At 60.6% G+C, this 12,390-nt stretch carries 6 protein-coding genes and 2 pseudogenes; 3 read left to right on the top strand and 5 right to left on the bottom strand.

The annotated features are described in order from the left end of the window. Positions 1-16: 16 nt before the first annotated feature. The 3 genes and pseudogenes from ACKZ62_RS26370 to ACKZ62_RS26360 form a co-directional block, all read right to left on the bottom strand. On the bottom strand, positions 17-1,759 hold the full coding sequence (locus ACKZ62_RS26370; RefSeq protein WP_447096044.1) for a potassium/proton antiporter: 1,743 nt from the start codon (positions 1,757-1,759) through the stop codon (positions 17-19). A 216-nt stretch (positions 1,760-1,975) separates the two neighbouring features. Continuing rightward, positions 1,976-2,575, bottom strand: a pseudogene (locus tag ACKZ62_RS26365) (methyl-accepting chemotaxis protein); the annotation flags it as partial. A gap of 303 nt (positions 2,576-2,878) precedes the next feature. Further along, a pseudogene (locus ACKZ62_RS26360) lies at positions 2,879-3,535 on the bottom strand (MCP four helix bundle domain-containing protein); the annotation flags it as partial. A 344-nt stretch (positions 3,536-3,879) separates the two neighbouring features. Here ACKZ62_RS26360 and ACKZ62_RS26355 point away from each other — a divergent pair. Together ACKZ62_RS26355 and ACKZ62_RS26350 are read left to right on the top strand one after the other, a co-directional pair. Next, positions 3,880-4,110 (top strand): hypothetical protein, encoded by a 231-nt coding sequence (locus ACKZ62_RS26355; RefSeq protein WP_032890343.1) that lies wholly within the window; start codon positions 3,880-3,882, stop codon positions 4,108-4,110. Beyond that, entirely contained in the window at positions 4,107-4,397 is a 291-nt protein-coding gene (locus tag ACKZ62_RS26350; protein WP_032890345.1) for a cell division protein ZapA, read from the top strand. The genes ACKZ62_RS26355 and ACKZ62_RS26350 overlap by 4 nt, the downstream gene beginning before the upstream one ends. On the opposite strand, the gene ACKZ62_RS26345 is transcribed toward ACKZ62_RS26350, so the two are convergent. Then, positions 4,394-6,196 carry an acyl-CoA dehydrogenase gene (locus ACKZ62_RS26345; protein WP_447096043.1) on the bottom strand — a complete coding sequence of 601 codons (1,803 nt, stop codon included), beginning with the start codon at positions 6,194-6,196 and terminating at the stop codon, positions 4,394-4,396. The genes ACKZ62_RS26350 and ACKZ62_RS26345 overlap by 4 nt on opposite strands. A gap of 167 nt (positions 6,197-6,363) precedes the next feature. After that, the gene (putA, locus tag ACKZ62_RS26340) at positions 6,364-10,317 is read right to left on the bottom strand and encodes a trifunctional transcriptional regulator/proline dehydrogenase/L-glutamate gamma-semialdehyde dehydrogenase (RefSeq protein ID WP_447096042.1); all 3,954 of its coding nucleotides are present in this window, start codon (positions 10,315-10,317) and stop codon (positions 6,364-6,366) included. A 461-nt stretch (positions 10,318-10,778) separates the two neighbouring features. Here putA and putP point away from each other — a divergent pair, with 461 nt between their 5' ends. Next, positions 10,779-12,263, top strand: a complete 1,485-nt coding sequence (gene putP / locus ACKZ62_RS26335; protein ID WP_032890351.1) for a sodium/proline symporter PutP — start codon at positions 10,779-10,781, stop codon at positions 12,261-12,263. The last annotated feature ends 127 nt before the right edge of the window (positions 12,264-12,390 follow it).

Below are 12,390 nucleotides of genomic sequence, written 5' to 3'. Positions count from 1 at the left end.
GCTGTCGCTCCGCAGTTTAGAGGAAGAGTCCGGGGCCCGGGCGACTTCCTTCGGGGAATCTGACGCCCACTTTGCCGATCTTGTTCCCGTCCATGACCGCGACGGTCCAGATGGTGTTGTTCCACTCCACCTGGTCGCCGACGATAGGGGCGCCGCCGACTTTCTGGTTGATGAAGCTGCTCAGTGGCATGTCCGGGTCGATACCTTCCAGCTTCAGGCCGTAAAGGGCCGAAACCGCGCCCAGTTGGGCGTCGCCTTCCAGCACGAAGTCGCCGAAGAAGCGCAGATCGAGGCCGCGTTGCGGTGCCTGGCTGAACAGTTTTCCGAGGGCTGGCAGGTTGTGTTCATGGCCGATCACACAGAGCAGATCGTCGACTTCCAGCACCGTACTACCCGACGGATGGAGCAGTAGCTGGCCCCGGAACAGCGCAGCAATCCGCGTGCCTTCAGGCATTTTCAATTCGCGCAGCGCTGCCCCGATGCACCATTTTTCGGCGCCCAGGCGGTAGACGAAAAGCTCCCACTCGCTGGTGACGTGTACTTCCAGGGCGGCGCGAGAGATCGGCGCGGGGTCTGGCGGTACGGTCACTTTCAGCAACTTGGCCACCCACGGCAGGCTCGTGCCCTGCACCAGCAGCGAGACCAGCACGATAAAGAACGCCAAGTTGAAGTACAGCTGTGCGTGGGGCAGTCCGGCCATCAGCGGGAATACCGCGAGAATGATCGGGACTGCGCCGCGCAGACCGACCCAGGCGATAAAGCCTTTTTCGCGACCGTGGAACGCTTTGAACGGCAGTAGGCCGACGATCACCGACAGGGGACGCGCAAACAGGATCATCCACAGCGCCAGGCCCAGGGCCGGCAGAGCGATTGGCAGCAAATCATGGGGCGTGACCAGCAGGCCAAGCACCAGGAACATGCCGATTTGCGCCAGCCAGGCCATGCCGTCGAGCATGTGCAAAATGCCATGCCGACTGCGCACCGGGCGGTTGCCGATTACCAGGCCGCACAGGTACACGGCAAGGAAGCCGCTGCCGTGCAAGGCGTTGGTCAGGGCGAAGACGAACAGGCCGCCGGCGATCACCAGGATCGGATAAAGGCCGGTCGCCAGATTGATACGGTTGACCATCTGCAGCATCAGCCAACCGCCGCCCAGGCCGACGATGCCGCCGATGCCAAATTCGCGTACCAGATGAGTCAGCAGGCTCCAGTGCAGGCCAGTCTGACCGCTGGCGAGCATGTCAATCAGGGTGACGGTGAGGAACACCGCCATTGGGTCGTTGCTGCCGGATTCGATTTCCAGAGTGGCGGTGACCCGTTCGTTCAGGCCCTTGCCGCCGAGCAGCGAGAACACCGCCGCAGCGTCTGTGGAGCCGACAATCGCGCCAATCAGCAAGCCTTGAATAATATTGAGGTCAAACAACCAGGCCGCCGCCATGCCCGTGAGGCCGGTGGTAATCAACACCCCCACCGTGGCCAGGGACAGTGCTGGCCAAAGCGCCACTCGGAAACTCGCCACCCGCGTGCGCAACCCGCCGTCAAGCAGGATTACGGCCAGTGCGAGGTTGCCCACCAGGTAGGCGGTTGGGTAGTTATCGAAAATGATGCCGCCGCCATCGACGCCAGCAACCATGCCCACGGCCAGGATGATCACCAGGATCGGGATGCCCAGGCGCGACGAAAGAGAACTCACCAGAATGCTCGCACTCACCAGCAACGCGCCGATCAAGAACAGGCTGTTGATGGTCGTCGCATTCAAAGGCAGTACTCCATGAGCAAATAAGACGGGACGCAAACTGACCATGCAGTCTGCGTGCCAGGGATTCTAACCTGTTGAATTGCTGTGCTGTCAAAAAGCTTTTAACGCCGGGCGCAGATCTGAATGTGGGAGGGGGCTTGCCCCCGATGGCGGTATGTCAGTCAGCTTATCTGTAACTGACCCACCGCTATCGGGGGCAAGCCCCCTCCCACATTTTTAGAGGCGAAAGCGGCCGACCATCCCATTCAAATCCACCGCCAGGCGCGACAGCTCACTGCTGGCCGCACTGGTCTGGCTGGCGCCGGTCGCCGACTGCACCGACAGGTCACGAATGTTCACCAGGTTGCGGTCCACTTCCCGCGCCACCTGCGCCTGCTCTTCCGCCGCGCTGGCGATCACCAGGTTGCGCTCGTTGATCTCGACAATCGCCGTGTTGATGGTGTCCAGCGACATCCCGGCACCTTTGGCGATGTTCAGCGTCGACTCAGCGCGCTCGGTGCTGTTGCGCATCGAATCCACCGCGTGCTCGGTGCCGGCCTGGATACTGCCGATCATCCGCTCGATCTCGCTGGTGGACTGCTGGGTGCGATGGGCCAACGCCCGTACTTCATCGGCAACCACCGCGAAACCACGCCCGGCTTCGCCGGCACGCGCGGCTTCAATCGCCGCGTTCAGGGCCAGCAGATTGGTCTGGTCAGCCAGGCCGCGAATCACGTCCAGCACTTTGCCAATATCGCGCGACTCATTGGCCAGTTCGCCAATCAGCGTGGCGGTCGCTTGCACATCGCCGCTCATGCGCTCGATGGCGCTGACGGTTTCCTGCACCAAGTCACGGCCGTCACCGGCTGAGGTGGTGGCGTTGCGCGAGGCTTCAGAGGTGCTCACCGCATTGCGCGCGACTTCTTCGACGGCGCTGGTCATCTCGTTGACGGCGGTGGCGGCTTGCTCGATCTCGTTGTTCTGCTGGGTCAGGCCACGGGCGCTTTCGTCGGTGACGGCATTCAGCTCTTCGGCGGCGGAAGCCAACTGGGTGGCAGAACCGGCGATGCGTTGCAGGGTGTCGCGCAGCTTGTCCTGCATCTTGGCCATGGCGGCCAGCAAGCGTCCGGCTTCGTCGTTGCCGTCGACCTTGATCGGCCGGGTCAGGTTGCCTTCGGCGACTTCTTCCGCCGCTTCGAGCGCTTGGGAAATCGGCAGGGTGATGCTGCGGGTCAGCAGCCAGGCGAACAACATCGTCAGCGCCGTGGCGATCACCAGCAGGCCCACGACCAGATTGAACGCCAAGTTGTATTGGTCTTCGGCCTCCTGATTTGTGGCCAGGGCCATCTTGTTATTGAGGTCCAGCAGGCGCGTCAGCACGGCGTTGACCTGCTCGGAGTTGCTCAGCAACTCGGTGTTGAGCAGGCTGCGCAGCTCGTCCACCTGGTTGGCCCGTGACAGGCTCTTCATGCGTTCTTCAATTTGATGGTACTGGCCAAGCAAGCGCACGTACTCGTTGTAGGTGGCGCGCTCCTCGCTGCCTTCAATCAGTTTTTCGTAAATGCCCTGGGCTGTGCGGATCTGCTGGTTACGCAGTTCGAAGGCTTCCAGGGTCTTTTGCTGCACGTCCGGCTCGCGGTTGGTCAGCAAGCGGTATGACAGCACTCGCAGGCGCAAGGTCAGTTGGGTGAACTCATCGAGGGCGCGAATGCTTGGCACGCTGGACAAGGTGATGTCTTCGGTGGCAGCACGGATTTTGCTCATCTGGTTGAGGGCGAATACACCGAGAAACAGCATGAGTGCACCAATCAACGCAAAACCGAGGAAGGCCCTCGGAGCGATATTCATATTACGAAGCGACATGCGGGAATCCTGGGGAGAAGCGCGATCCGTGCGAGGGGTGAGACGGGGTGTGCATCTCTATCGGTCGTACGACTAAAGTCTAAAGGGGCGTGTGCGTTTTTGTCGCATCTGACGAGGGGTTTGGCCGATTCAGGAACCAGATCGGGTAAATGCAGTCACTAAGGCTCGAAAGTGCGGCCCGGCCCCTAAAAATCGGGCTGCGCGCCGGGGATAACCCTGGCATCCGAGGTGAATTTTCTTTATCGTCACCGCCCTTTGAAAAAGCCCGAGAAATCAAAATGTTAGAAGCATCCCTCAGCCAATTGGAACAACTGGTCAACGACCTCGTACAGCAGAATCAAGACCTGCTGAGCAGCAACGAATCCCTCAAGGCCGAACTGGCCAACGCCAAGGATGAGAACGACAGCCTGCAACTGAGCTTGATGGAGCAGGAAGAAAAACACGGCGCCACCGCTGCCCGTATCCAGGCGTTGGTTGAGCGTGTGAGCGCAGGGCCTGTCGGCGCATGAATGAAGGGATAAAGGTCGTTTCGATTCTCGGAGAGGATTACTCGATCAAGGCGCCAGCCGGGGAAGACAAGACCCTGATGCACGCCGTGACCATGCTCAAGGCCTCCCTGGCCACCACCAAGAAAAAGTACCCGACCCTGATCGGTGACAAATTACTGGTGCTGGCGGCGCTGAACCTGTGCGCCGAGCAGATTGAACTGCAGCAGGCTCATCAGCAGGAACTCGACCGTTACCAAGAGCAAGTCAGCGCCACGGTCGAGGTGATTTCCAAGGCGATCCAGCCTTAGAACCACGCATCCTGCATCCCCAGGCACGTATCATCCCGCGCCTCCAGAATCGCCAGTTCATGATGGCAGCCCGGTACTTCCCAGGTCAGGAAGTAACGGGCGGCCTGGAGCTTGCCTTTATAGAAGGCAGCATCCGCCGCATTACCCTTGGCCAGCCCTTCTTCGGCGCGAATCGCCTGTTCCAGCCAGCGCCAGCCAATTACCGTATGCCCGAATACCTTCAGGTACAGCGCCGAGTTCGCCAGGCTGCTGTTGACCTTGCCGTGGGCGAGATCCGTCAGCAGGCCGATGGTCACGCTTTGCAGGCGGGTGACCAGGTGTTCCAGCGGCTCTCTTAATGCCGTCAGGCCTGGATATTCCTGCGCCCGCGAGCCCGTGTCGGCGATCAGGCGGATCAGTTGCTTGAGCCCCGCGCCGCCGTTCTGTGCCAGCTTGCGGCCCAGCAAATCCAGAGACTGGATGCCATGGGTGCCTTCATGGATCGGGTTCAGGCGGTTGTCGCGGTAGTACTGCTCCACCGGGTATTCACGGGTGTAGCCGTGGCCGCCGAGGATCTGGATCGCCAGTTCGTTGGCCTTGAGGCAAAACTCCGACGGCCAGGATTTAACGATGGGCGTGAGCAGGTCCAGCAGTTCGTGGGCCTGTTTGCGTTCGCTCTCGGTTTCCAGCGTCGTGGTGTTATCGAACAGGCGCGCGGCGTACAGGCCCAGGTCGAACGCGCCTTCTACGTAAGCTTTTTGGGTCAGCAGCATGCGCTTGATATCTGCGTGCTGGATGATCGAAACCGGCGCGGTGCTTGGGTCTTTGCTGTCGGGCAGACGACCTTGCGGGCGTTCGCGGGCGTATTCCAGGGAATACAGGTAGCCGGCGTAACCGAGCATGACCGCGCCCATGCCGACGCCGATGCGTGCCTCGTTCATCATCTGAAACATGCAGCTCAAGCCCTGGTGTGGTTTGCCCACCAGATAGCCGACGCAGTTGCCGTTATCGCCGAAGTTAAGCGCGGTCGACGTGGTGCCGCGCCAGCCCATCTTGTGAAACAGCCCGGCCAACAGCACGTCGTTGCGTGCACCGAGACTGCCGTCATCGTTAACCAGGAATTTGGGCACGATGAACAGCGAAATGCCCTTCACCCCGGCCGGCGCATCCGGCAGCTTGGCCAGCACCATATGCACGATGTTTTCCGACAGCGGGTGGTCGCCTCCGGAGATAAAGATCTTGTTGCCCTTGAGTCGATAGCTGCCGTCAGCCGCGGGTTCGGCGCGGGTACGAATATCCGACAGCGATGAGCCCGCGTGGGGTTCTGTCAGGGCCATGGTGCCGAAGAAACGCCCGTCGATCATCGGTTGCAGGAAGCGCTGTTTTTGCTCCTCGGTGCCGAAGCTTTCGATCAGGTTGGCCGCGCCCATGGTCAGGAACGGGTAGGAAGTGGATGCCGCGTTGGCGGACTGGAAGTGCGCAAAGCAGGCCTGGGACAGCAAGGTCGGCAACTGCATGCCACCGGCTTCGAAACTGCGGGCGGCATTGAGGAAGCCGGCTTCCAGGAACGCATCCACGGCCGGTTTGACTTCCGGAATCAGGATCGCCTTGCCGTCTTCGTAGCGCGGTTCGTTCTCGTCGTTTTTGCGGTTATGCGGCGCGAAATATTTTTCGGCGATGGAGCGCGCGGTGCTGATGGCCGCATCGAAGGTTTCGCGATTGTGCTCGGCAAACCGCTCGCGCTGGGTCAGGCCCTCGGCATCGAGGACTTCGTACAGCTCGAAAGCCAGATTGCGGGAACTGAGCAGCATCTCGGACATGGCGGCTTACCTTTGGAGGAATTGGCCTGAGTCTAAGTGCGCGAATTAAGGGTGAACAGCAAGATTGATCTAAGTGATGGAGTGGCAAAACACAGATGATCATTTGAAGTGCGATCAAATGTGGGAGGGGGCAAGCCCCCTCCCACATGTTTACCGCGTTTCGTCAGTTAGCCGATGGTCATCAGGCTGGCGTTACCGCCCGCTGCAGCGGTGTTAACGCTCAACGCCCGTTCGATCACCAGGCGCTCCAAGGCAATGGATGTTTCGCCCTGAGACAAGCCATGCACCCCGACAATCGCCCCACCGCGCTGCGCCACTTGCTGGCACACCGCACGCAGTTGGTCTGAATCACCGTGATGCAGGACGGCGTCAAACACCACCTCGTCCTTGGTCCAATCCGCCACGCGCTTGATCTTCGCTTGAATTTCCTTCGGCAAGCGTAGGAACACGGCCTTGGTCAGGTCAGTTTCCGGCCATACCGCCGAACCGCCGACGGCCAATACCGCCGCCAGTTGAGTCAACAGATCGCCTTCCACTTCCGCCAGGCACAGTACGTGCTCGCGGGGCAGGATGGCGTAGCTGTTGCGCTCGCCGGTCGGACCGGCCAACTGACGGGTGATACCGCTTTGGGATTGCGCGGCGAACTGGCTGCACAGAGCACTCAGCTCGCTGAACGAATTGCTGTCGGCCCAGGTTTTCAGGGCGGTCAGCGGTTGGCTCATCGCGTCGCGCAGACGCACATCCGGTGCAGTCAACGTGTCGCCACGTACGAAGGATTGCTCGATCGCATCGGTAGGACGGGTCGACAGCAAGCGGTACAGGTACAGCGGACCACCGGCTTTCGGGCCTGTGCCCGACAGGCCTTCGCCGCCGAACGGCTGCACGCCGACCACGGCACCCACGATGTTGCGGTTCACGTAGACGTTACCGGCATTGACGTTGTCGATCACCTTGGCGATGGTCTCGTCGATACGGGTGTGCACGCCCAGGGTCAGGCCGTAGCCGGAGGCGTTGATCTGGCCGATGAGCTGGTCGATCTCTTTGCGCTTGTAGCGCACCACGTGCAGTACCGGCCCGAAGATCTCGCGTTGCAGTTCGTCAAAGCTTTCCAGTTCGATCAGGGTTGGCATCACGAAGGTGCCGCGCTTGATTTCTTCACCGTCGGCAATTGCCACCTGGTACACATTGCGGCCTTTGTCGCGCATGGCCTGGATGTGTTTCTCGATGCCGGCCTTGGCTTCGGCGTCGATCACCGGGCCGATGTCTACCGACAGGCGCTCCGGGTTGCCAAGGCGGCATTCAGCCATGGCGCCCTTAAGCATTTCGATGACGCGGTCTGCCGAATCTTCCTGCAGGCACAGTACCCGCAGGGCCGAGCAACGCTGGCCGGCGCTGTCGAAGGCCGAGGACGCCACGTCGATGACCACTTGTTCGGTCAGTGCCGAAGAATCCACGATCATCGCGTTCTGGCCACCAGTTTCGGCGATCAGCGGGATCGGACGGCCCTGGGCATCCAGGCGGCCGGCGACATTGCGTTGCAGCAGGCGCGCGACTTCGGTGGAACCGGTGAACATCACGCCTTTGACGCGATCATCACCGACCAGGCGGGCACCCACGCTTTCGCCCTGGCCCGGCAGCAGTTGCAGCACGCCTTCCGGAATACCGGCTTCCAGCAGGATGCGCACGGCTTGTGCGGCCACGAGCGGGGTTTGCTCGGCAGGTTTGGCCAATACCGGGTTGCCGGCGGCCAATGCGGCTGCGACTTGACCACTGAAAATCGCCAGCGGGAAGTTCCAAGGGCTGATGCAGACCACTGGGCCCAGCGGGCGGTGGGCATCATTGGTGAAGTCGTTACGGGCCTGTACGGCGTAGTAACGCAGGAAGTCCACGGCTTCACGCACTTCGGCGATGGCGTTGGCGAAGGTTTTGCCGGCTTCGCGAGCCAGCAGTCCCATCAGCGGTTGGATCTCGCCTTCCATCAGGTCGGCGGCACGTTCCAGAATCGCGGCGCGCTCGGCGGGCGGGGTGGCCTGCCAGATCGGGCCAGCGTTGATGGCACATTGAATCGCGTTGTCGACGTCTTCGACGGTAGCTTCTTGAACCTGACCAACCACATCACGCAGGTCAGACGGGTTCAGTACTGGCGCAGCCGGTTGATCACTGGTGGCGCAACCCAGCATCGGCGCGGCTTTCCAGTTGTTGTGTGCGGTTGCCAGCAAGGCGCAGGACAGCGACGCCAGGCGGTGTTCGTTGGCCAAGTCGATACCGGCCGAGTTGGCGCGGTCGCTGCCGTACAGGTCGCGCGGCAATGGAATACGCGGGTGCGGCAAGCCGAAGCCGCCTTCCTGCGTGGCCATTTGCTCGATGCTGGCCACTGGATCAGCCACCAGCTCCTGAATGGAGATGGACTGGTCGGCGATGCGGTTAACGAACGAGGTGTTGGCGCCGTTTTCCAGCAGGCGACGCACCAGGTAAGCCAGTAACGTTTCGTGGGTGCCGACCGGTGCGTACACGCGGCACGGACGGTTCAGTTTGCCTTCGGAAACCTTGCCTACGACCTGCTCGTACAGCGGCTCACCCATGCCGTGCAGGCATTGGAACTCGTACTGGCCGGGGTAATAGTTCTGACCGGCGATATGGTAAATGGCGGACAGGGTGTGGGCGTTGTGCGTGGCGAACTGCGGGTAGATGACTTCCGGCACCGACAGCAGCTTGCGTGCACAGGCAATGTAGGAAACGTCGGTGTACACCTTGCGGGTATACACAGGGTAGCCTTCCAGGCCTTCGACTTGGGCGCGTTTGATCTCGCTGTCCCAGTACGCGCCTTTTACCAGGCGGATCATCAGGCGATGGCGGCTGCGGCGCGCCAGGTCGATGACGTAGTCGATTACATAGGGGCAACGCTTTTGGTAGGCCTGGATCACGAAACCGATGCCGTTCCAGCCGGTCAGTTGCGGCTCGAAGCACAGGCGCTCCAGCAGGTCGAGGGACAGCTCAAGGCGGTCGGCCTCTTCGGCGTCGATGTTCAGGCCGATGTCGTATTGCTTGGCCAGCAAGGTCAGGGACAGCAGGCGCGGGTACAGCTCGTCCATCACGCGCTCGTACTGCGCACGGCTGTAACGCGGGTGAAGTGCCGACAGCTTGATGGAAATGCCCGGGCCTTCATAAATCCCACGGCCGTGAGACGCTTTGCCGATGGAATGAATCGCTTGTTCGTATGACGCCAGGTATTTCTGGGCATCGTGTTCGGTGAGTGCGGCTTCACCGAGCATATCGTAGGAATAGCGGAAACCTTTGGCTTCGAACTTGCTGGCGTTGGCCAAGGCTTCGGCGATGGTTTCGCCGGTGACGAACTGCTCGCCCATCAGGCGCATGGCCATGTCGACGCCCTTGCGGATCATCGGCTCGCCGCTTTTGCCGATGATGCGGCTCAGGGACGAGGTCAAGCCGGCCTCATTATGGGTGGCGACCAGTTTGCCGGTCAGCAGCAGACCCCAGGTGGCAGCGTTGACGAACAGCGACGGGCTGTTGCCCAGGTGCGGATGCCAGTTGCCGGTGCTGATCTTGTCGCGGATCAGCGCGTCACGGGTGCCCTTGTCCGGGATGCGCAGCAGCGCCTCGGCCAGGCACATCAGGGCCACGCCTTCCTGGGATGACAGGGAAAATTCCTGCAGCAGGCCCTGAACAATGCCGGCACGACCACCAGCACTTTTCTGATTGCGCAGTTTTTCGGCAATCGAGGCGGCGAGCTTGTTGGTGGCTTCAGCCATTGGAGCCGGCAGACGCGCCTGCTCGATCAGCATCGGCACCACTTCCGGCTCTGGGCGACGGTAAGCGGCAGTGATGGACGCGCGCAGTACGGACTGCGGCAGGATGCTCTCGGCGAATTCAAGGAAGCACTGGTGCGCATGGTCGGCCTGGACCTCACCCGCGTCATCGGCATCCTTGCTGCTCAAACCGTTGAGTTCGGTCAGGGTTGCACCACCCTCCAGTTTCTCCAGGTAATTGAAAATCGCCTGCTTGATCAGCCAGTGCGGCGTGCGATCAATGGAGGTCGCGGCTGCCTTCAGGCGTTCGCGGGTCGGGTCGTCAAGTTTGACCCCAAGGGTGGTCGTCGCCATTTTCTTATCCTCATGGGTGCCACTACCGAGTGGCATTAGCTGGCGGCAAGATTAGCTTTGCGCATGCAGAGGTGCAACCGGGTGCAACCCTTTTTATCCATGAAATTTTCGACGCTTCATCCGAATTAATTTTGACGCCAGCAGAATGCGCTTTGTCTTGGTGCTTTTACTTCTTAGATCGGCTGTTCTTGCTCCGAAAGGGAGCAAAAACAGGGTGTTTTGCGGATTTTGTACTCAGGTGCAACTTATTCCCCAGAAACTGGTTGCACCTTATTTGCTTTGTTGAATAGCATTCGCGGCCAAGGTGCAACCATCCGTAAACCGGGGTTCATCGGCTGACGGCTTTCCTGGGGAAACGTCAGTCATAAATGCGCGGCATGCAGCTACGTTTACCCACTGACCAGTGGGTGGCCGTCTGACAGACCGCCGCTACATAAAAACAAAGCCAGGGCGTCACTCAAATGAGCGTAAGTAATCCAACTCTGATCACATTCGTGATCTACATCGCAGCAATGGTGCTGATCGGCTTCATGGCCTATCGCTCCACCAACAACCTTTCCGATTACATCCTTGGCGGTCGCAGCCTCGGTAGCGTGGTGACAGCGTTGTCCGCCGGTGCTTCCGATATGAGCGGCTGGTTGTTGATGGGCCTGCCGGGCGCAATCTACATGTCCGGTCTGTCGGAAAGCTGGATCGCCATTGGCCTGATTGTCGGTGCCTACCTCAACTGGCTGTTCGTGGCCGGTCGCCTGCGGGTACAGACCGAACACAACGGCGACGCCCTGACGCTGCCGGATTACTTCTCCAGCCGTTTCGAAGATAAAAGCGGCCTGCTGCGGATCATCTCCGCCGTGGTCATCCTGGTGTTCTTCACCATCTACTGCGCCTCCGGGATCGTGGCAGGTGCCCGTCTGTTCGAAAGCACCTTCGGCATGTCCTACGAGACCGCTCTGTGGGCCGGCGCTGCGGCGACAATTGCCTACACCTTCGTCGGTGGTTTCCTGGCAGTGAGCTGGACTGACACCGTACAAGCCACGCTGATGATCTTCGCGCTGATCCTCACGCCGATCATCGTGCTGCTGGCCACCGGTGGTGTCGATACGACCTTCCTGGCGATCGAAGCGAAGAACCCTGACAACTTCAACATGCTGAAAAACACCACCTTCATCGGCATCATTTCGCTGATGGGCTGGGGCCTGGGCTACTTCGGCCAGCCGCACATCCTCGCGCGTTTCATGGCGGCGGATTCGGTGAAGTCGATTGCCAACGCACGCCGTATCTCCATGACCTGGATGATCCTGTGCCTGGGCGGCACTGTGGCCGTGGGCTTCTTCGGTATCGCTTACTTCTCGGCGCACCCGGAAGTGGCTGGCCCGGTCAACGAGAACCACGAACGTGTGTTCATCGAACTGGCCAAGCTGCTGTTCAACCCATGGATCGCGGGCGTACTGCTGTCGGCCATCCTCGCGGCCGTGATGAGTACCCTGAGCTGCCAACTGCTGGTGTGCTCCAGCGCCCTGACCGAAGACTTCTACAAAACCTTCCTGCGCAAGACCGCCTCCCAGGTTGAACTGGTCTGGGTCGGCCGTCTGATGGTGCTGCTGGTGGCGCTGATCGCCATCGCCATGGCTGCCAATCCAAACAACCGCGTTCTTGGCCTGGTCAGCTACGCCTGGGCCGGTTTCGGCGCGGCGTTTGGTCCTGTGGTACTGATCTCGGTGATCTGGAAAAACATGACCCGCAACGGCGCACTGGCCGGCATCCTGGTCGGCGCGATCACCGTGATCGTGTGGAAGCACTTCGAACTGCTGGGCCTGTACGAAATCATCCCAGGCTTCATCTTCGCCAGCCTCGCGATCTTCTTCGTGAGCAAGATGGGCGCCCCGACCGCCGGTATGGTCGAGCGCTTTGATGCGGCGGAAAAAGACTACAACCTCAACAAGTAATTCGCCGGGCGTTAGGCGCTCTACGAATTGAAAAAAGGCCCGCGTCCTACGGATGGCGGGCCTTTTTTTGCGCGTGTGTGTAGGGAGTTGCTGATTTATCGGGCGTGCGCTCTGCCGTGCAAAACAG

Source organism: Pseudomonas sivasensis, from assembly GCF_052938085.1.
This window is presented reverse-complemented; position numbering and strand designations above follow the sequence as displayed.